The sequence below is a fragment of the Sphingomonas zeicaulis genome, assembly GCF_050433225.1.
Lineage (GTDB): Bacteria > Pseudomonadota > Alphaproteobacteria > Sphingomonadales > Sphingomonadaceae > Sphingomonas_D > Sphingomonas_D zeicaulis.
Genome location: NZ_JBNPXQ010000002.1, coordinates 765,158 through 782,959 on the forward strand (window position 1 = coordinate 765,158; position 17,802 = coordinate 782,959).

The 17,802-nt window shown below is 65.8% G+C and carries 20 protein-coding genes and 1 tRNA gene; 8 read left to right on the plus strand and 13 right to left on the minus strand.

Going from position 1 to position 17,802, the window contains the following annotated elements; genetic code table 11:
* The first annotated feature begins 32 nt into the window (after window positions 1–32).
* The 3 genes from FHS96_RS12580 (at window position 33) to FHS96_RS12590 (ending at window position 3,612) form a co-directional block, all read left to right on the plus strand.
* Window positions 33–971: a TauD/TfdA dioxygenase family protein gene (locus FHS96_RS12580; RefSeq protein WP_429591603.1), complete on the plus strand. Its 939-nt coding sequence runs from the start codon at window positions 33–35 to the stop codon at window positions 969–971.
* Between the two features lie 74 nt (window positions 972–1,045).
* On the plus strand, window positions 1,046–2,686 hold the full coding sequence (locus FHS96_RS12585) for an arylsulfatase (protein ID WP_429591606.1): 1,641 nt from the start codon (window positions 1,046–1,048) through the stop codon (window positions 2,684–2,686).
* Window positions 2,683–3,612 carry a formylglycine-generating enzyme family protein gene (locus tag FHS96_RS12590; RefSeq protein WP_429591609.1) on the plus strand — a complete coding sequence of 310 codons (930 nt, stop codon included), beginning with the start codon at window positions 2,683–2,685 and terminating at the stop codon, window positions 3,610–3,612. Before FHS96_RS12585 ends, FHS96_RS12590 begins: the two co-directional genes overlap by 4 nt.
* Before the next feature lie 13 nt (window positions 3,613–3,625).
* Here FHS96_RS12590 and FHS96_RS12595 read toward each other — a convergent pair whose 3' ends face one another.
* Genes FHS96_RS12595 through rlmB form a run of 3 tightly spaced genes read right to left on the minus strand, consistent with a single transcriptional unit; the run spans window position 3,626 to window position 6,089 of the window.
* The gene (locus tag FHS96_RS12595) at window positions 3,626–4,483 is read right to left on the minus strand and encodes a hypothetical protein (RefSeq protein WP_429591612.1); all 858 of its coding nucleotides are present in this window, start codon (window positions 4,481–4,483) and stop codon (window positions 3,626–3,628) included.
* Between the two features lie 20 nt (window positions 4,484–4,503).
* Window positions 4,504–5,352: a hypothetical protein gene (locus FHS96_RS12600; RefSeq protein WP_429591615.1), complete on the minus strand. Its 849-nt coding sequence runs from the start codon at window positions 5,350–5,352 to the stop codon at window positions 4,504–4,506.
* Window positions 5,349–6,089 carry a 23S rRNA (guanosine(2251)-2'-O)-methyltransferase RlmB gene (gene rlmB, locus FHS96_RS12605; RefSeq protein ID WP_429591618.1) on the minus strand — a complete coding sequence of 247 codons (741 nt, stop codon included), beginning with the start codon at window positions 6,087–6,089 and terminating at the stop codon, window positions 5,349–5,351. Before rlmB ends, FHS96_RS12600 begins: the two co-directional genes overlap by 4 nt.
* A gap of 146 nt (window positions 6,090–6,235) precedes the next feature.
* Between rlmB and FHS96_RS12610 the strand changes: the two genes are divergently transcribed.
* Window positions 6,236–6,321: transfer RNA gene (locus FHS96_RS12610), tRNA-Tyr, on the plus strand.
* Between the two features lie 98 nt (window positions 6,322–6,419).
* The gene (locus tag FHS96_RS12615) at window positions 6,420–6,593 is read left to right on the plus strand and encodes a hypothetical protein (RefSeq protein ID WP_429591620.1); all 174 of its coding nucleotides are present in this window, start codon (window positions 6,420–6,422) and stop codon (window positions 6,591–6,593) included.
* 57 nt (window positions 6,594–6,650) lie between these two features.
* Here the strand turns inward: FHS96_RS12615 and FHS96_RS12620 are convergent, their stop codons facing one another.
* Window positions 6,651–7,166: a hemerythrin domain-containing protein gene (locus FHS96_RS12620; RefSeq protein WP_429591805.1), complete on the minus strand. Its 516-nt coding sequence runs from the start codon at window positions 7,164–7,166 to the stop codon at window positions 6,651–6,653.
* A gap of 145 nt (window positions 7,167–7,311) precedes the next feature.
* Between FHS96_RS12620 and FHS96_RS12625 the strand changes: the two genes are divergently transcribed.
* The 3 genes from FHS96_RS12625 (at window position 7,312) to FHS96_RS12635 (ending at window position 8,244) form a co-directional block, all read left to right on the plus strand.
* Entirely contained in the window at window positions 7,312–7,485 is a 174-nt protein-coding gene (locus FHS96_RS12625) for a hypothetical protein (protein WP_429591623.1), read from the plus strand.
* Window positions 7,482–7,949 carry a hypothetical protein gene (locus FHS96_RS12630; protein WP_429591626.1) on the plus strand — a complete coding sequence of 156 codons (468 nt, stop codon included), beginning with the start codon at window positions 7,482–7,484 and terminating at the stop codon, window positions 7,947–7,949. The genes FHS96_RS12625 and FHS96_RS12630 overlap by 4 nt, the downstream gene beginning before the upstream one ends.
* 94 nt (window positions 7,950–8,043) lie before the next feature.
* A complete protein-coding gene (locus FHS96_RS12635) occupies window positions 8,044–8,244 on the plus strand; it encodes a hypothetical protein (protein ID WP_429591628.1) in 201 nt (66 codons plus the stop codon).
* 118 nt (window positions 8,245–8,362) lie between these two features.
* Here the strand turns inward: FHS96_RS12635 and FHS96_RS12640 are convergent, their stop codons facing one another.
* The 9 genes from FHS96_RS12640 to FHS96_RS12680 all read right to left on the minus strand — a co-directional run bounded on the left by FHS96_RS12640 (window position 8,363) and on the right by FHS96_RS12680 (window position 17,795).
* A complete protein-coding gene (locus tag FHS96_RS12640; protein ID WP_429591630.1) occupies window positions 8,363–9,262 on the minus strand; it encodes an iron-containing redox enzyme family protein in 900 nt (299 codons plus the stop codon).
* Window positions 9,263–9,378: 116 nt separating this feature from the next.
* Entirely contained in the window at window positions 9,379–10,137 is a 759-nt protein-coding gene (locus FHS96_RS12645) for an alpha/beta hydrolase family protein (RefSeq protein ID WP_429591632.1), read from the minus strand.
* Window positions 10,112–11,278 (minus strand): DUF3182 family protein, encoded by a 1,167-nt coding sequence (locus FHS96_RS12650; RefSeq protein ID WP_429591635.1) that lies wholly within the window; start codon window positions 11,276–11,278, stop codon window positions 10,112–10,114. Before FHS96_RS12650 ends, FHS96_RS12645 begins: the two co-directional genes overlap by 26 nt.
* Window positions 11,275–11,478: a hypervirulence associated TUDOR domain-containing protein gene (locus tag FHS96_RS12655; protein ID WP_429591638.1), complete on the minus strand. Its 204-nt coding sequence runs from the start codon at window positions 11,476–11,478 to the stop codon at window positions 11,275–11,277. Before FHS96_RS12655 ends, FHS96_RS12650 begins: the two co-directional genes overlap by 4 nt.
* Window positions 11,479–11,561: 83 nt before the next feature.
* Window positions 11,562–12,269 carry a DUF899 family protein gene (locus FHS96_RS12660; protein ID WP_429591640.1) on the minus strand — a complete coding sequence of 236 codons (708 nt, stop codon included), beginning with the start codon at window positions 12,267–12,269 and terminating at the stop codon, window positions 11,562–11,564.
* Window positions 12,270–12,341: 72 nt separating this feature from the next.
* Window positions 12,342–12,845 (minus strand): hypothetical protein, encoded by a 504-nt coding sequence (locus FHS96_RS12665; RefSeq protein ID WP_429591643.1) that lies wholly within the window; start codon window positions 12,843–12,845, stop codon window positions 12,342–12,344.
* 94 nt (window positions 12,846–12,939) lie between these two features.
* Window positions 12,940–15,342 (minus strand): beta strand repeat-containing protein, encoded by a 2,403-nt coding sequence (locus FHS96_RS12670; protein WP_429591646.1) that lies wholly within the window; start codon window positions 15,340–15,342, stop codon window positions 12,940–12,942.
* A 193-nt stretch (window positions 15,343–15,535) separates the two neighbouring features.
* Window positions 15,536–17,332, minus strand: a complete 1,797-nt coding sequence (gene lepA / locus FHS96_RS12675) for a translation elongation factor 4 (protein ID WP_429591649.1) — start codon at window positions 17,330–17,332, stop codon at window positions 15,536–15,538.
* 115 nt (window positions 17,333–17,447) lie between these two features.
* Window positions 17,448–17,795: a carboxymuconolactone decarboxylase family protein gene (locus FHS96_RS12680; protein WP_429591652.1), complete on the minus strand. Its 348-nt coding sequence runs from the start codon at window positions 17,793–17,795 to the stop codon at window positions 17,448–17,450.
* Window positions 17,796–17,802 lie beyond the last annotated feature (7 nt).

The window sequence follows — 17,802 nt, forward strand, 5'->3', positions numbered from 1 at the left end:
TCTTCACCCCCATTACAGCCAAGGAGCTTGCCATGACCGTTCTCACCCATGAATTCGTCAACGCCCGGGAGGCTGAAAGCCCGCTCGACATCGTGCCCGTCGCCGGCCGCATCGGTGCCGAGATCCGCGGCATCGCGTTGTCGGGCGACCTCGACGACCTGACACTCGCCGCGATCCGTGCCGCGCTGGTCCGCCACAAGGTGATCTTCTTCCGCAACCAGACCGCGCTCGACGACGTCGCGCAGGAGGCGTTTGCCGAACGCTTCGGCAAGCCGATTGCGCATCCCACCGTACCGGTGGTGCCGGGCAGCAAATATCTGCTCGAGCTCGATTCGAAGGAGGGTTATGCGGCGTCGAGCTGGCATACCGACGTCACCTTCGTCGATGCCTATCCCGAAGCGTCGATCCTGCGTGCGATCAACATTCCGGCGGCCGGCGGCGACACGCTGTGGGCCAATGGCGTGACGGCCTATCAGGAACTGCCCGAAAGCCTGAAGACCTTGGTCGACGGGCTGTGGGCGGTCCACACCAACCTCTATGACTATGCCGGCACCTTCGGCGCGGATCGCAAGCAGATCGAACAGCATCAGCGCGTGTTCGCGTCGACCGTCTACGAAACCGAGCATCCGGTGGTGCGCGTTCACCCCGAAAGCGGGGAGCGGGCGCTGCTCGTCGGCCATTTCGTGAAAAGCTTCGTCGGCCTCAACGCCGCCGATTCGCAGCGGCTGTTCGGCATTCTGCAGGATCATATCACCAAGCCCGAGAATACGGTGCGCTGGCGCTGGCAGCCGGGCGACGTCGCGATCTGGGACAATCGCGCGACCCAGCACCGCGCGATCGCCGATTTCGGGCTGCAGCGCCGCACGCTGCGCCGCGCCACGGTGGCCGGCGACGTGCCGATCGCGATCGACGGCAGCCGCAGCCGGGTGATCAAACCGGAGCCTGCCGACCTGCTTGCAGCAGCTGAGTAAGCAACGGCCGTCTCCGCAGGGCCGCATCCGAGTCACGCCGGATGCGGCCCATCCCTCTCGTCAAAGGATCCCCGATGCGCTCTGCCCTGATCGCCGCGCTGATGCTGCTGGCCGGCGCGATGCCTGCCGCCGCCCAGGAAAAGCCGCGACCGAACTTCCTCATCATCGTCGCCGACGATCTCGGCTATTCGGATATCGGCGCGTTCGGCGGTGAGATCGACACACCCAATCTCGACGCGCTGGCGACCGAAGGCGTGCGGTTCGGCGGCTTCCACACCGCGCCCACCTGCTCGCCGACGCGATCGATGCTGCTGTCGGGCACGGACAATCACCGCGCCGGGCTCGGCACGATGGCCGAGCTGATCGCGCCCAACCAGAAGGACAGGCCGGGGCACGAAGGCTATTTGCGGCCGGATACCGCGACATTGGCCGAACTGCTCGGCGCCGGCGGTTATCGCACCATGTTCTCGGGAAAGTGGCATCTCGGCATTGCGCCGGGCCAGGATCCACATGATCGTGGTTTTCAGCGCAGCTTCGCGCTGCTGCAGGGCGGTCACAACCATTTCGGCGTCGGCGCTTCCAACGATCCGCTGAAGGGCGCAACCTATACCGAACAGGGCAAGCGCCTGGCCGGCGTACCGCAGGATTTCTACTCTTCGGACTATTTCGCCAGCCGCCTCGTCGAGTTCCTCGCCGAGGCGAAGACCGCGCCCGGCGGTGCCAAACCCTTCTTCGCCTATCTCGCCTTCACCGCGCCCCATTGGCCGCTGCAGGCGCCGAAGGAGGATATCGCAAGGTACAAGGGCCGCTATGACGACGGCTTCGAGGCGCTGCGTGCGCGCCGGCTGAAGCGTCAGGCCGAACTGGGCCTCTACGACCCCGCCCGGCCCGCGCATGCGCCGGTGCTCAAGCATGGCGGATGGGACCAGCTCAGCCCCGAACAGCGCCGTACCGCCGCGCGCGACATGGAGATCTATGCGGCGATGGTCGACCGGCTCGACAAGAATGTCGGCCGCGTGATCGCCGAACTCAAGCGCAGTGGCGACTATGAGAATACGGTGATTCTGTTCCTGGCCGACAATGGCGCGGAGGGGCTCGACATCGCGACTAGCGAGATGGTCGGCATCAACAGGCTCGACGACGGGGCGGACAATAGCTTCGACAATCGTGGTGCCGCGACCTCTTATCTCGGCTACGGCCCGGGCTGGGCGCAGGCGGCGACGGCACCGTCCTGGCTCTACAAGGCCTATGCGACCGAGGGCGGTACGCGCGCGGTTTCCTTCCTCACCCATGGCGGCGGCAAGGCGGGCAGCGTCGATCGCAGCTTCCTGTCGGTGGCGGATGTGGTGCCGACCTTCCTCGAGCTCGCCGGCATTCCCGATCCCGCTGGCCGTTTCCAGGGCCGCGCCGTCCAGCAGATCCGCGGCAAGAGCTGGGTCGCGCATCTCGGCGGCAAGGCGCCTGCGGTCTATGGCGCGAACGATGCCTATGGCGTCGAACTGTTCGGATCGCGCGCGATCCGGCAGGGCGACTGGAAGATCACCGATGTCGGCGACGGCACGTGGAAGCTGTTCAACATCGTCGAGGATCCTGGCGAGACGCGCGACCGGAGTGGGGAGGAGCCCGAGAGGCTGGCGCAGCTCAAAGCTGCTTGGGCCGCCTATGCGAAGGATGTCGGCGTGATCCTGCCGCAGCCGGCTGTCTATCGGCCATGATTCGCCGGCCCGCCGCGCTCGCCGCAGTCTTCCTGCTGACGGGCATGGGCAGCGATGGCGGCCCGTTGGAGGGCGCGAGCGGCAATGGTTGCCCGACGCTGGCCGATGATCAGGTCTGGGTGCCGGGCGGACCTGCGCAGTTCGGCAGCGATCATAGCTACCCGGAAGAGGCGCCGCGCTATGCCGCGGCGGTGAAGGGTTTCTGGATCGACCGGCATGAGGTGACCAACCGGCAATATGCCGCCTTCGTCACCGCGACCGGCCATGTCACTCAGGCGGAAAGGGAGGGTGGATCAGTCGTTTTCGCGCCGCCCGGCGCCGGCGCGCTTCCGGTCGCGCCCAGCCAATGGTGGCGCTACGTGCAAGGCGCGAACTGGCGGCATCCTGAGGGGCCGGAGAGCGACCTTGCCGGGCGTGGTGCGCTGCCGGTCGTCCACATCGCCTTCGACGATGCGCGCGCCTATGCCGCCTGGAAGGGCAGGGCGCTGCCGAGCGAGGAGCAGTTCGAGTTCGCCGCGCGCGCCGGCGGCGAGGAGAGCCCGGACCAGCCCGCGCCCCGCAAGGCGAACACCTGGCAGGGGCGCTTCCCGGCTGAGAATCATGCCGCCGACGGGCATCGCGGGCTGGCCCCGGTCGGCTGCTACGACGCCAATGCGCTGGGCATCAATGACATGATCGGCAATGCCTGGGAATGGACGCAGAGCTGGTATCTGCCCGGCCATGGCGCAACGCCCGAGGTGGGCGGGCCGAACCCCAGCTTCGATCCCGCGCAGCCGGGCGTGCGCGCGCGGGTGATCAAGGGCGGATCCTTCCTCTGCGCGCCGAATTATTGTGCGCGGTATCGCCCGGCGGCGCGGCACGCACAGGCCGAACTGGCGGGCGCATCCCACCTCGGCTTCCGGACGGTGGCGCGCGCGGTGCGATAGGGGGCTGGGCGCTTTAGCGCCGAACCCCCAGCAGCGCCTCCGGCACCGCCGCGTTCGCCGGGCCGACCTTCCACACGATGCGCCGGCCTTTGGGATCGGGTGCCCAGCCATCCTCATTGTTGTTCGCCAGCACTTCGGCGCCGGTGACGATGGTGAACAGGCCGTCGGGCGTGGGGCCGCCCTCTTCCGCCTTGCTGGCCAGGCCCATCATCGCACTCGTCATCGGCCCGCTCGAATTCATGCCACCGAAACCGCCGAAGCCGGGAGCGCGGACGCGGATACGGCCATCGGCCTGGCGCTGCGCCACGACGAAGGGCACGACGCCGGCAGCGCCGGGGATTACCGGCCACACGAAATCGCGGTCGAGCGTGCCCGCAATTGCATAGTCGACCGCGAACACGCCATTGCCCTTGTAGGTCACCTCCCTCCAGCCATTCTGGCCCTTCAGCCGCGCGGCGAAGGCGGCGACCGCCTTCTCGTCGGAAGGATCGAAGCCGAGAGTCTCGCGGAGCACTTCGAACTCACGTGTGTCGGTATCGCGCTCGCCCTGCTGCCGGCTTTCGAGGGCGCGTTTGATGCGCGCCTGTTCTTCGGCGCTGCAGCCCGGCTTGGGCTCGCCGCTTTCCTCGAAACAGGCGCCGAAATCGTTCATCAATTCCTTGTCGCCCTGCGAAGGAAAATCGCGCATCGGATCGCGGTAGCCGACGATCACGATCTCTCCCTTGTAGGCGAAAGAGAAGCGGCCATCCTGCGCGACGTCGAGGTCGGCTGCGAATTTGCCCGGCGAGAAGAAGCAGGCGGCAAGCAGCAGCGGCGCCATCAGCACCGCAGCCAGACGTGCCATGCCGGCGAGCGAAGGGACTGACGTCATCGATCCGATCTCCCTCGCCATCACTTCAGCCGCAGCACGGCTTGCGGCGTCACCTTGCTGTCCGGCTTCACCGTCCAGCGCATCATCTTGCCGCGGGCGCCGGCGGGCACCGTCGCGGTGGCGCTGCTCGACACCACGGGTGCTGCGCTGGTCAAGGTGAAGACGCCGTCGGTGGGCACCTTTGGCATGTCGTTACTCTTGCCGAGCGGGCCCGTCGCGGTCAGCGCCGGGCTGATGCCGGGCCCTTGCGGGCCGCCGAAGCCGGGTGCGGAGACCGTCACCGTACCGTCGGCGGCGCGCGCCGCGATCAGCATCGGGAAGGCGGAGGCGCCCGTCTGCGGATAGACCGGCCAGACGAAATCGCGGTCGAGCGTGCCGGACACGACATAGTCCACGTCGAACACGCCCTTGCCCTTGTAGGTGACGGCCTTCCAGCCATCGAGCTTGCGTAGCCGCGCCGCGAACTGCTCGTAGCTCGCCTCGTCTTGCGGGTTGATGCCCAGCATCTCGGCCATCATCGGCGCCTGGCCGCTCATGCTGCGCTTGCGCTGCTCCTCGGCCTCGGCCTGCTTCTCGGTGCGTTCCTCCGGCGTGCAGGGGCGCTCCTTCCAGCTCTCCTCCTCCGCGCCGGGCTTGTCGAGGTCGATCGTTTCGCCGGGCTTCGGGCCGCTGCAGACCGGCTCCTTCTCCGGCTCCCACGCCTCATGCCCGGCAAAGATGATCTCGCCCTTGTAGCGGAAGTCGAATGCGCCATCCGCGCCGACATTCATGTCCGATGCGAATTTGCCCGGCAGGAACAGGCAGCCGGTAAGCAGGATCGGGATCGCCAGCGCGACCAGCGCCGCAACCGCGCGGCGGGTCGCGCTCATCGTGTCGTCACCGCATAGAGCGCGATCGCCGCGGCGTTGGAGATGTTGAGGCTTTCCACCTTCGGGCTGATCGGCAGCTTGGCGAGTTCGTCGCAATGCGCCTCGGTGTTCTGTCGCATGCCTTCGCCCTCCGCTCCCAGGACCAGCGCGATCCGAGCCTCGCCCATCGCCTCAGTCAATGTCTGGTTGGCGTTGCCGGTGAGGCCGATGCGCCAGAAGCCCGCCTCTGCGATCTCGTCGAGCGCACGGGCGAGATTCACCACCCGCACCCAGGGCACGACTTCGAGCGCGCCGGACGCGGAACGGGCGAGCGCACCCGATTCGGGCGGCGCGTGGCGATCCTGCGTGATGATACCGAGCGCATCGAACGCCGCCGCCGATCGCAGCACCGCGCCGACATTGTGTGGATCGGTCACCTGATCGAGTACGATCAACGGGCGGCGATCGTCCCTGCCCGATTCAAGCAGGTCGCCCAGCCAGACATCCTCCAGCGGATCGACTTCGAGCACGAGGCCCTGATGCGGCGCATCCGAGGGCACCATCCGGCCAAGGTCGGCAACATCGGCATAGACCACCGGCAGCACCGGCGGCAGATCCAGATGGGCCAGCGCCTCCCGCGTGCCCCACAATTTGCGCGGGGTGCGCGCCGGGTTGGCAAGGGCGGCAAGCACGGCATGGCGACCCCAGAACCGGGGACGATTGCCTTGCGGCTGTGACGGTCGATGGCCTCTACGCATGGTTTGGCTTCATAAGCGGACCTGCGCTGCGCGCAATGCCGGGCTGAACCTGCCCGAACAGAACCAATCGCAAAGAAGCTGCTTTGGGCGGTTGACAGAGGGGCGACCTTTCGCCATTTGCGCCGCTTCCCGATCGGCGGGCCCATGGACAGGTGGCCGAGTGGTTAATGGCAGCAGACTGTAAATCTGCCCGCGAGAGCGTACGCTGGTTCGAATCCAGCCCTGTCCACCACCCCTTCACTATTATGCCCCGCCCGCGCTCCGGGGGTTGTCGTCACCCGCAGACACGCCATGTTGTGCGCAGCATCGCTGCAGCACAGGAGGAAGCCGATGGCTAACGGATCGACACCGACGCCCGCACCGCTGCCCGAGCGCGAGCCCCTCGACGATGATTGGATGGGGCCGGACGAGGAAGGTGACGTGATCCCGCCGACGGGTCGGCCGGACGACGACAAGTCGGCCTGGGTCCATGTCGGCGACGAGCCCGGGGCTCGGCAAAACTGATCGGCGGCTCCCGCGCCGGGCTGGTGTTGTCGTGCGCGGGAGCCGGCGTCGGTCAGGTCAGGCAGTTACGAGGTTCACGGCGTGCGGCTTCGCGGCCGGCAGGCCGTCCGTCTTCGCCCGTGCCAGCAGTTCCTGCTTGCGAGCCGCCATCGCGTCGCGAAGCGCAACCAGATCGACGTCCGTCTTCCGGCACTGGGCGAACATGCCTTCCGACTGCATTTCTTCTTCATGCACGTGGTGCTTGATCTCTTCGGAAAGCACCGAGACCTTCGCGTCGTAGAAATCTGCCGAAGGTTCTGAATTCTCGAGATCGTTGATCAGCACCTTGGCGCCGTCATGCTCCACATAGGCTTCGTCGAGCGTGTCGTCGTCGATCTTGCCGCGAAAGGCCGGGTAGAAGATCTCCTCCTCGATCATCGTGTGGATCTTCAGTTCCGTGCAGATCTCGCTCACCAGCTTCTGCTTCGTCGAGTCCGTACGGGCCTTCTCGAAGGCCTCGAACAAGTCTTCGACCTTGCGATGGTCGGCCTTGAGCAAGGCGATGGCATCGGTGAATTCAGCTTTGTCGGCCATGGATACCCTCCTGTCGGTGATGGCGTTTGACGACGGAAAAACGGCCGAGCCGCCCAGGATATCCCTGCGATCCGTTGGGAACATCGCCCATGCCGGTGCGTCGATCCTTCGCAACGTCAACGGATCGTCATCAAGGAGGACGGCCATGAGCAAGGCGCGCAACATATCTACCGAACATCAGGAAAAGGGCAGCGCACGCAGCCCTAGTGACACGCTCGATCGGCCTGCGAAGGAAGACAAGCCGGCCCGAGACTGGCAGCCCGGACGCGACGAGGGGCGGATCAAGCCCGCGGATCAGGATGAAGGAGGCGAAGGATGAGCGACGGCCGCCAACAGGACGCCGACCAGCCCGAAGCCGAACGCCGCGTCGACGGCGGCGGTCGCAGGAATCCGTTGCCACAAAGCGAGGAACGCCGAGGCAATGAGCAAGCCAAGGGAGCAACTGGGCCAGAACCGACGCCGATGATGCGGACCCTGACCGCCGACGGCGGGCGGGAAATCACGATCGAGGAGGAGTCCGGTGCTGCCGCCGCGGAAATCATGATCGGCGACCACCGCCGGGCCGCACAAGCCGATGATGTCGATCGCCGGCCTGTTGCGGCAAGCGGCACATCCGCTCGCGCCATCCTTCTCGGAGCCTTGGTGGCTGGCGTCTCCGCCTTCCTGCTTGGCCTGCGCTGGCGCAACGCGACGCGCGGAATGCCCGAGCGGCGGGCTCGCCAGCGCCTGACGATCATCCGGCGGACGCGGTTCGTGGTGCAGCCTGCACGTTCACGGATCTGAAAGCGACCGCCCGGAAGAGTGTTGCACGGCGATGGCAGCGAACGGGAGCCGTTCGCGGCATCGGGCGTTTCCGGCTCAAACTGAGGAGGGAAGAATGGCCAAATCCTTGATGCAATTCTCGCTGACCCACGACGGCAGCGACTATCTGCTCAGCATCGAAGACGAAGACGGTGAAACCAGCGAATTCACGGTGAGCTTCGAGCAACTCGATCTGATCAGCGAGGCGATCGAACAGTTGCTCGATGCGGACGAGGATGATGCGCTCTCGGCCGATGAAGAGAATGATGACGATTGATGGGGCCGGGCGCCCCGCGTCGACATCGCATCATCGGCATCGCATGTGAAAAGGGCCAGCCTTCCCGGCTGGCCCTTCGCATTTCGATTCCGTCGCAAGGTGCCTGTCGGAACGATCCTCAGCCCCAGAGTGCGGCGCGATAACGCTCGAAGCAGCGGGCGCCGCAGGTGAGACGCATCAGCGCGCCTTCGGCGATCGCGGTCGCGCGGGCGGGATCTTCCGCCACCAATGGCTTCAGCGCTTCCTCGTTCCACGCCTCGCTATGCTTGATGTCCAGCACCGCGTGGAGATCGAAATAGCGGCGTTCACGATCGCTGAGCCCGATGCGGCGCAGGCCCTTTGCCACCATCGCCGAGCGGCCCGGGGCGGTCAGTTCGATTACACCGAGTGCGCCGACCGAATGCCAGGCGTAACGGCGGTTGACCGCCATCGCAGTCATCGCATTGGCAAGCGCAAGACTTTCCCAGACCGTGGTCTCGATCGTCGGCTGCACCGCCAGCGTTTCCACCAGCGCGTCGAGCATCGGGCCATGCATGCCGCGGATCTGGCCGCGGCCCATCTCGTCCCAATAATTGCGGGCGAGCTCCAGCTTCGCCGGCACCGGAAGCTTGACCTGCGTGTAGGCGACGAGATCGTCGAACCCGGCCTCGCCTGCGGCTTCCTGCTCGAAGAACCAGCGCAACTGGTCGCGATCGGCTTCGGCGGCAAGCCACGGGAACAGCGGGTCGCCTTGGCCGGGGCCGCGCTGCTTGAGATCTTCGAACCAGGCGATGAACCCATCGACGTCGGTTGGAGCGGCGGCAGCCTCGTCGGCCACCTCGGCGCGCAACTCCTCGATAAATCCGCCTTCGAGGCGCATCATCCTTACGTCGCGCTCAAGCGTGTGACGCCACTCATCGGTCGGGAATTGGGGGGCCAGCCGCTCGCGGTTCCAGTGCGCCAATCCACGCTGGAAACTGTCGGTCAGGAATTGGGATCGTCGTTCGACGGTATCGGAATCCCGGAAGCGCGTTGCCACGGATCGTTCCTCGCTGTTCTGCTTCGAAAGGCAATCGATCGACCGATCGATCTTATGACCTAATTACGGTACAGGACGCTAAACGTTCCGTAAGCTAACATTGATTAATCGGATGATCAGGTCAAAGTTCGGCGCGCGCCGCGGACCATTTCCTCGATCCAGCGGATCAAAACATTATTATAGGCCTTCCGACAGCTTTCATCACGCAACGAGTGATCGGCGCCGTGCATCACGCGGTAGCTTAGCGATCGGGCGTGGCGGAAGGCGGCGATGAAGGAGGCGATGGCTGGATGGGGAACATGCTCATCGAATTCGGATTCGACGATCAGCACATCACCCTCGAACGCATCGCACGCGCGCAGCGCACGATTGACCTCGGGCGCATGGAACTGGCTGCGATAATCGAAGATCGAAGCCTTATCCAGCAGCGCCTTGGGCACGTCCCAGTCACTGTCCGGATAGAGCGCCGGCACGCGCAGCGCGAGCCAGTGGACCGGGCGCAGTTCGGTCAGCAAGGTCGCAAGATAGCCGCCATAGCTGGTGCCGACGACGGCGATCGCCGATGGATCGACCATCTCTTGCGTCGCGAGAAAATCATAGGCGGCCAGCACGTCGGCCAGCCCGTCCTCACGGGTCACGAGCTGGCGTTGCCCATCGGTGCGGGCATGGCCGCGGAGATCGAATGTGAAGCACAGGCAGCCGAGCTGCGCGATTTCCTCTGCGCGAGCCAGATCCTGTTCCTGGCTGCCGCCCCAACCATGGACGAACAGCACCCCCGGGATCAGCTTTTCCGGGGCGAGCAGGGTGCCTTCGAGCGGCTGGTCGTCGACCTTGATGCTCAGCCGGCCGTCATGCTTCACGGCCGACCTCGGCATATTTCGTCAACGGACCCGCCGCCGGATCGACGCCGTCGAAATAGACGGTCGCGCCGACCGGGGCGGCACCAGTTCGTCCATAGATTTCCATGGTCGAACTACGCACATGGGCCAGCTTCGGATCCCGAGCGAACGCCTCAATCGCTGCAAGTTCGGCGCCGGTCGCCCCACCGACGCGCCAGCTTTGCTCCAGCACGCCGATCCGCCGGCTGCCATCCGCCGCGTCGCCGGCGATCACGTCATAATTGCGGCGCGACGCGCACAGCCCCGGATAGGCGGCGAACACCGCGCGATCATAGGCGATGGCCTGGCGCACCGCCTGCGCGACCTCGGCGGCGAGCGGCAACGCCGCCAGTTCCTCCCAGCCACCGCGCACCACTTCGAGATCGGAGCCGCCATAGACCGTCTCGCCGGCATTGCTCCGGGTCAGCCGCTGCGTGCCCCAATAGGCGATGGCATGCGCGCCGATCCGCGCAGTGCCGACGCTGTAGGTGACGACATCGGCTAGATTTTCCTCGAGCACGATGCCGCCCCGGGCGATCGCCTCGGGCGATTCGAGCGCCAGCGCCGCCTCCAGCGCTGCGCGATCTTCGACCACGGTCTGGCCGAGCCCGGCGGTCGCTGCGACTGCCTTCAACCGCAGCGGTCCCACTGCAAGCAAGGTTTCTCCCGCGCGGAGGGCATCCGCAGCGCTGAACGCTGTGAAGCCGATCGGCACCACTGGCGCGAGCACATCGCCCAGGTCATGCGCCCACGCCTCAGGCGCGGCGGCATCGGGCGCGATCAGCGGGTGGGTGATCGCCTTGGTCGCGATGAAGCGGTGCGGCACGACCCCGCCCAGCAGGCGATCCTCGCCATCCACGCCAAGCGTGGCCGCTTCTTCGGCGGTGAGCGTGTCGAGCGGTACCAGATAGGCGTTGGCGCCATCCGCCGCTGCCTCACCGCCATAGGGAAGATCGAGCAGCGCGGCGACATGGCGCGCGACGACGCGACGGCTTACCCGGTCATGCGCGTTGGCGTGGGTAGCCGATCCGCGCCACGTCAACACCGTGTCGGGGGCGGTCATTTGGGCGATCAGCGGCGCGCCGGGCATGCCGGGCAGGGGCGTGGCGCCGCCCCAGCCACAGGATGGCGCGTTCACTGCTTCTTCAGCGCGGATGGCTTGTGCGCCGCGCGGTCACCGTTTTCAGTTTCGACGATATATTGCGGATCATCTTTGCTGGCGGCGACCGTATGGCCCTTGATCTGGGTGCGGCTGGTCTGCTTCTTCACGACGGTGCCATGGGCGGTGCCACCATGGCTCTTCCAGCTTACCTTGTCGCCCTTGCTCAACGTGGTCATGGCGCATTCCCTTGCTGCGGGGTTCAGACAGGGAATGCGCGGGCGTGCCGATTGTTGCGAAGCGTTGCGGCGAACGCCTCGTCTCAATAGCTGAGCTTCGGATACCAGTCCGTTCCGCGCCCGCCGGGTGTCAGATCCAGGATCGACCAGAGCGCGGCGATGTCGGGCGCGTCGCGCGGATCCTGGCCGGGGTCGGCGGCCTCGCCGGTCATCTCGCTCGCCCAGAACAGGCGAACCTGATCGCCGTCGCGCCGGAACACGGTGAGCGCGGGATACTCGCCGCCTTCGGGCGGCAACAGCCCGAGATCATCGGCATAATCATCGCCGACGGTCTGGACGAAATCGAGATCGCGCCAGCCGCGTTCGGCAGCAAATGCCAACTGCCGCTCGATGGGGCTGCGCCCGAAGATCTTGAGCGCGACTCGCTGCTTGATGTCCGCGGCATTGCCGTTCACTGCGCCCAGCCAGTTGGTGCACATCGGGCAGGGTCGTTCGCGCTGCGGGCCATACATCCAGAAATAGGCGACGAGCGTGTCATGATCGCCGAACAAGTCGATCAGCCGCAGTTCCTCGCCATTGGCGTCGCGGAAGCGATAATCCTTTGCAATCACCGGCCCGGGCGGCAGCGCACGCCGCTGCTCGGTCAGCCGCGTCATATGCCGGCGGAACTCGATCTCCTCCGCCAGCAGCGCCTCGCGGGCGATGCGATAATCCTCGCTTTCGCCGGGAAAGGGCGTCTTAGCAATCCTGCGCGCCAGATCCTGCGCGGGGACGAGCGTGTCGATGGCCATGGTCCAGATCCTCTCACTGACCGTTTCTCTGAGTTAGAAAAGATAACGGCCGATTCGGCAAGAGGCGGCGGTTCAGTTGTTGAAGCGTCGCCTTATCGTAAGGCCGATCAGCACCAGCCCGCCGATGAAGCCCGCCAGATAGCTCGCCAGATGCGCGCCCGCTGCGGCGGAGAAGGCGACATGCTTTTCGGGCGGGATCACGTCGCCCCAGCCGCCGGGCACTGCCATGCTGCCGGCCGCGACCATCGCTGCGCAGGCGATGCCGGAGATCAGCGCGGCGATCGCGCTGGTCGCCATCAGCAGCAGGATCGGACGCTTCAATTGCGCCACGGTCAGCCGATTGTGCCGCCCGAGCCGTGCCGCGGCGGCGAGCAATATGCCCAGCGGCAACCCCACCCACCAGGTCGCGATGACGCCCCAGCCGACGGCGAGTAGGAAGGGAGAGGTGGTGGGAAACACTGGTGGGTGGGCGATGGTGAAGTATTCGACGCAGAGATGCGCTGTCACCTGATCGTGGAGGATGCCGTAAAGAATGGCGGCGGCGGTCGCGAACAGGATGATGCGGATGCTCTGCATGCGGGCATCATGCCGGGTTGCGGCGGCTGAGCCTAGGGGCGACGAACCCGACTTAAGCCCTCTCCCGCCGAATGCGAGAGAGGGCTTAATCCGTTCACCCAAACTGGAAGTTCGCCGCAGTCAGCGATGCCATGTCGGTCTGCTGCAAGGTCACGATGGTGGCGAAGTCGAAGTTGAAGACGACATCGTCGCCCTGCTGGGTGGCGACCGCCATGACCTCCGCCAGCGTATCGTAATTCTCGTTGATCGCCAGGAACAGCGCATCCTCGGCGGCGAAGTCGGTGACGATGTCGTGGCCGGTGGCGGCGACGACGACGAAGCGGTCGCTGCCGGTGCCGCCGGTCAGCATGTCGTTGCCGAAGCTGCCGTCGAGATAGTCGTTGCCGCCCCGGCCGGTGAGGCGGTTGACGCCGCTGTCGCCGAGCAACGTATCGGCGAACTCGCTGCCCGTGAGATATTCGAATCCGGTGGCGCTGTCGCCTTGCGCGTCGCCGGCGAAGAAAGTGCCGAGCGCGAGGTCGACATAGACTCCCTGCGCGGAGCCCGCATAGCTCAGCGTATCGATGCCGTCGCCGCCGATCAGCGTGTCCGCACCCGCGCCGCCCTGTAAGGTGTCGTTGCCCGCGCCGCCATCGATCCGGTCGTTGCCGCCGCCGCCCGACAGCACGTTGGTGGCGACCGTGCCGGTAATGATGTCGGCGCCGTTGCCGCCGGTCGCATATTCAAAGTTTGCGATGCTATCGCCATTGGCGTCGCCCCGCGAAACGAGGCCGGTGGCGAGGTTGATCGTGACGCCCGCGGCTGAACCCTCATAGCTCAGCGTGTCGACCCCTGCTCCGCCGTCGAGGCTGTCGGCGCCCTGGCCGCCGATCAGCGTGTCATTGCCGCCCAGCCCGGTCAGCACGTCGTTGGCGGCACCGCCCGAGAGGATGTTGGCGGTGTCGTTGCCCGTCAGCGTGTCGGCTCCGCTGCCGCCGGTGACATTCTCGAAGCCCGAGACGCTGTCGCCCTGCGCATCGCCGCCACTGACGGCGTTGGTGCCGAGATCGGCCGTGATGGCGCCCACCGAGCCGGCATAGCTCAGCGTATCGATGCCGTCGCCGCCGGTGAGCGTGTCCGCGCCGACGCCGCCGATCACCACATCATTGCCACCCGCGCCGTTCAGCGCATCGTCGCCCGCGCCGCCGCTCAACTGGTTGGCGAGCGCGTTGCCGGCGATGATGTCGGCGAAGGCGCTGCCCTCGACATTCTCGACACCCGAGAAGCTGTCGCCGGTGGCCTCGCCGCCGGTACCGCCCGTCGCCATGTTGAGCGCGACACCCGCCGCGGCGGCGGCATAGACTGCGGTGTCGATCCCGGTGCCGCCGATCAGCAGGTCGGCGCCCGCGCCGCCGGTCAGCCGATCGTCACCGCCGCGGCCGTCGATGCGGTCATTGCCCGCGCGGCCGTCGAGCCGGTCGTTGCCGGCGCTGCCGTTCAGCGTATTGGCCAGATCATTGCCCGCGCCGCTGAACGCGCCGGCGCCGACGAAGGTCAGTCCTTCGATGTTGGCGCCCAGGCTGAAGCTGGCGAGGGTCGTCTCGATCGTGTCGGTGCCGCCGGTCGCGGTCTCGACCAGCCGGTCGAGCCGCGAATCGATGCGGTAGGTGTCGTTGCCGGCACCACCTTCCATCACATCGTCACCGGTGCCGCCGTCGAGGATGTCATTGCCGTTGCCGCCCAGCAGCCGGTCGGCGCCGCCCAGCCCCTCGAGCAGGTCGGCACCGTCGAGCCCGGACAGCAGGTTGACGTCGCCGGTGCCGATGATGCGGTTGCCCGCGGCGTTGCCGGTGCCGTCGATCGGCCCCGCGCCCGCCAGCACGAGCTGTTCGACATGGTTGCCGAGCACGTAGCTGAGCGTGGCATAGACAGTATCGATCTCGCCGCCGGGCTTCTCGACGACGATATCGTCCACCGAATCGACGAAATAGAGGTCGTCACCCGCGCCGCCGCTCATCACATCGTCACCGATGCCGCCATCGATATGGTCGGCGCCATCGCCGCCCTCGATGAAGTCGTCACCCGCGCCCGCATCGATCCAGTCATTGCCGGCAAAGGCGCGGATCACATCATTGCCGAGCCCGCCGATCACGATGTCGATCCCGCCAGTCGCGACGAAGGTCAGGTCGTCGCTGGCGTAGGCGGCGGTGAGGATGTTCCAGCTGTCGCTCACGGAGTCCGCGCTGAATATATTCATCGCGGTGAAGTCGAGCTGATAATTGATGATGAACGCGCTCGAATCGAGGCCGAGGCCGATATAGGCGGTGGTCGATTCAGAACCGAAGCCGCTCTGGCCGCCAATCTCAGGTCCGCCGACAATCCGATACGTTGCAGACCAAGATGTATCGCTGAAAATTTCCCCCGTTTCCGGATCGTTATAAGCGGGGATGAAATAATCGACGAGGAAATCGAACGTGCCATTATCGCGGTCGATGACCACGCTGAACGGGATCGTCATGACGGCATCCTCCTGCAGCCCGGCATCATGGCCAGTGCTTTTCTATGCTTGAGCCTGTACCTGTGCCCGTCTTTCCGCAAGCGGCAAAAACGGCGCATCGATACTTTGCCCGGCGCACAACAGATGCGCGCCCTGCATGTCGGCAGGATGACGATCTCTTAAAAAGGCGGGCCCGGTCAGGCCCGCGTCAGGCTCAGTTCTCGTCGCCCATGCGCAGCGCCGCGATGAACGCCTCCTGCGGAATGCTCACGCTGCCATATTCGCGCATCCGCTTCTTGCCTTCCTTCTGCTTTTCCAGAAGCTTGCGCTTGCGGGTGGCGTCACCGCCATAGCATTTCGCGGTCACGTCCTTGCGTAGCGCGGCGATCGTCTCGCGCGCGATCACCTTGCCGCCGATCGCCGCCTGGATCGGGATCTTGAACATGTGGCGCGGGATCAGATCCTTCAGCCGCTCGCACATGCCGCGACCGCGCGATTCGGCGGTCGAACGGTGGACGATCATGCTCAGCGCGTCGACGGGCTCGTTGTTGACGAGGATGCTCATCTTCACAAGGTCACCCGGGCGGTGGCCGATCTGATGATAGTCGAAGCTGGCATAGCCGCGGCTGATCGACTTCAGCCGGTCGTAGAAGTCGAACACCACTTCGTTGAGGGGCAGTTCGTAGCTGAGCTGCGCGCGGCCGCCGACATAGGTGAGGTTCTTCTGGATGCCGCGGCGATCCTGGCAAAGCTTGAGGATCGAGCCGAGATACTCGTCGGGCACATAGATCGTCGCCTCGATCCACGGCTCTTCGATCTCCTCGATCTTGTTGGGATCGGGCATGTCCGCCGGGTTGTGCAGCGCCATCGTGCCGCCGCCATGCGTCAAGGTAAGCTCATAGACCACGCTCGGCGCGGTGGTGATGAGGTCGAGATCATATTCGCGGGTCAACCGTTCCTGGATGATCTCCAGGTGGAGCAGCCCCAGGAAGCCGCAGCGGAAGCCGAAGCCAAGCGCCGCGCTGGTTTCCATCTCGAACGAGAAGCTGGCGTCGTTGAGGCGCAGCTTGCTGATCGATTCGCGCAGCTTCTCGAAGTCGTTGGCGTCGACCGGGAAGAGGCCGCAGAACACCACCGGCTGCACTTCCTTGAAGCCCGGCAGCGGTTCGGCGGCGGGCTTCTTGGCGTCGGTGATGGTGTCGCCGACCGCGGTCTGCGACACTTCCTTGATCTGCGCGGTGATGAAGCCGATCTCGCCGGGGCCAAGGTCGGCGAGCTGCTCGATCTTGGGGCGGAAGCAGCCGACGCGGTCCACCAGATGGGTGGTGCCCGCGTTCATGAACTTGATCTGCTGGCCCTTCTTCAGCACGCCGTCGATCACGCGCACAAGGATGACGACGCCCAGATAGGGGTCGTACCAACTGTCGACCAGCATCGCCTTGAGCGGTGCGGTCGCATCGCCCTTGGGCGCCGGGATCTTGGCGACGATCTGGTCGAGAATCTCGGAAATGCCGATGCCGGACTTGGCGCTGGCGAGCACCGCTTCGGAAGCATCGAGGCCGATGACGTCCTCGATCTCCTTGCGCACCTGCTCGGGCTCGGCGGCGGGCAGGTCGATCTTGTTGATGACCGGAATGATCTCATGATCATGCTCGATCGACTGGTAGACGTTGGCGAGGGTCTGCGCCTCCACACCCTGCGCGGCGTCAACCACCAGCAGCGCGCCCTCGCAGGCGGCGAGGCTGCGGCTCACCTCATAGGCGAAGTCGACATGGCCCGGCGTGTCCATCAGGTTGAGGACGTGCCCCTTCCACTCCAGGCGCACGGTCTGCGCCTTGATGGTGATGCCGCGCTCCTTCTCGATATCCATGTTGTCAAGCACCTGCGCGGACATTTCGCGCTCGGAGAGGCCGCCGGTCGTCTGGATCAGACGATCGGCGAGCGTCGACTTGCCATGGTCGATATGTGCAATGATGCTGAAGTTGCGGATCTTGTCGAGCGGGGTGGACATCGCGCGCCGATAGCTGGCTGTACGCCGGAATGCAAAGCCTCGCAGTCGACGAGGACTGTAAAGATGGGACGTATCGTGGCTGCCGGACGGACGCATCCGTCCGGCGGGCGCATGCTCAGACTTCGCCGGCTGCCGCGAACGCGTCCATCGCGCGCGTCGAATAGACCAGCCCGGCGCCGGCATTGAGTGCAATCGCCACGCCCAGCGCCTCGGCCACTTCCTCCTCGGTCGCGCCCGCTGCCCGTGCGGCGTTGGTGTGGACGGTGATGCAACCGTCGCAGCGCAAGGTGATCGCGCAGGCGACCGCGATAAGTTCGCGGGTCTTGGGGTCGAGATGCCCGGTCTTCGCGCCGGCATTGCCGAGCATCGCATAGCCGCGCGTCGTGTCGGGCGTCAGCTTGCCGAGCGCGCCGACGCCAGCGAGCACCTGATCGCGATAGCCGTTCCAGTCCATCATATGCATTGGTCGT

What these genes read in the sequence shown, in the direction of transcription:
- FHS96_RS12580 (WP_429591603.1), top strand. Translation starts at nt 33, where the DNA reads ATGACCGTTCTCACCCATGAATTCGTCAACGCCCGGGAGGCTGAAAGC.
- FHS96_RS12585 (WP_429591606.1), top strand. Translation starts at nt 1,046, where the DNA reads ATGCGCTCTGCCCTGATCGCCGCGCTGATGCTGCTGGCCGGCGCGATG.
- FHS96_RS12590 (WP_429591609.1), top strand. Translation starts at nt 2,683, where the DNA reads ATGATTCGCCGGCCCGCCGCGCTCGCCGCAGTCTTCCTGCTGACGGGC.
- FHS96_RS12595 (WP_429591612.1), bottom strand. Translation starts at nt 4,483, where the DNA reads ATGACGTCAGTCCCTTCGCTCGCCGGCATGGCACGTCTGGCTGCGGTG.
- FHS96_RS12600 (WP_429591615.1), bottom strand. Translation starts at nt 5,352, where the DNA reads ATGAGCGCGACCCGCCGCGCGGTTGCGGCGCTGGTCGCGCTGGCGATC.
- rlmB (WP_429591618.1), bottom strand. Translation starts at nt 6,089, where the DNA reads ATGCGTAGAGGCCATCGACCGTCACAGCCGCAAGGCAATCGTCCCCGG.
- FHS96_RS12615 (WP_429591620.1), top strand. Translation starts at nt 6,420, where the DNA reads ATGGCTAACGGATCGACACCGACGCCCGCACCGCTGCCCGAGCGCGAG.
- FHS96_RS12620 (WP_429591805.1), bottom strand. Translation starts at nt 7,166, where the DNA reads ATGGCCGACAAAGCTGAATTCACCGATGCCATCGCCTTGCTCAAGGCC.
- FHS96_RS12625 (WP_429591623.1), top strand. Translation starts at nt 7,312, where the DNA reads ATGAGCAAGGCGCGCAACATATCTACCGAACATCAGGAAAAGGGCAGC.
- FHS96_RS12630 (WP_429591626.1), top strand. Translation starts at nt 7,482, where the DNA reads ATGAGCGACGGCCGCCAACAGGACGCCGACCAGCCCGAAGCCGAACGC.
- FHS96_RS12635 (WP_429591628.1), top strand. Translation starts at nt 8,044, where the DNA reads ATGGCCAAATCCTTGATGCAATTCTCGCTGACCCACGACGGCAGCGAC.
- FHS96_RS12645 (WP_429591632.1), bottom strand. Translation starts at nt 10,137, where the DNA reads ATGCCGAGGTCGGCCGTGAAGCATGACGGCCGGCTGAGCATCAAGGTC.
- FHS96_RS12655 (WP_429591638.1), bottom strand. Translation starts at nt 11,478, where the DNA reads ATGACCACGTTGAGCAAGGGCGACAAGGTAAGCTGGAAGAGCCATGGT.
- FHS96_RS12660 (WP_429591640.1), bottom strand. Translation starts at nt 12,269, where the DNA reads ATGGCCATCGACACGCTCGTCCCCGCGCAGGATCTGGCGCGCAGGATT.
- FHS96_RS12665 (WP_429591643.1), bottom strand. Translation starts at nt 12,845, where the DNA reads ATGCAGAGCATCCGCATCATCCTGTTCGCGACCGCCGCCGCCATTCTT.
- FHS96_RS12670 (WP_429591646.1), bottom strand. Translation starts at nt 15,342, where the DNA reads ATGACGATCCCGTTCAGCGTGGTCATCGACCGCGATAATGGCACGTTC.
- lepA (WP_429591649.1), bottom strand. Translation starts at nt 17,332, where the DNA reads ATGTCCACCCCGCTCGACAAGATCCGCAACTTCAGCATCATTGCACAT.
- FHS96_RS12680 (WP_429591652.1), bottom strand. Translation starts at nt 17,795, where the DNA reads ATGCATATGATGGACTGGAACGGCTATCGCGATCAGGTGCTCGCTGGC.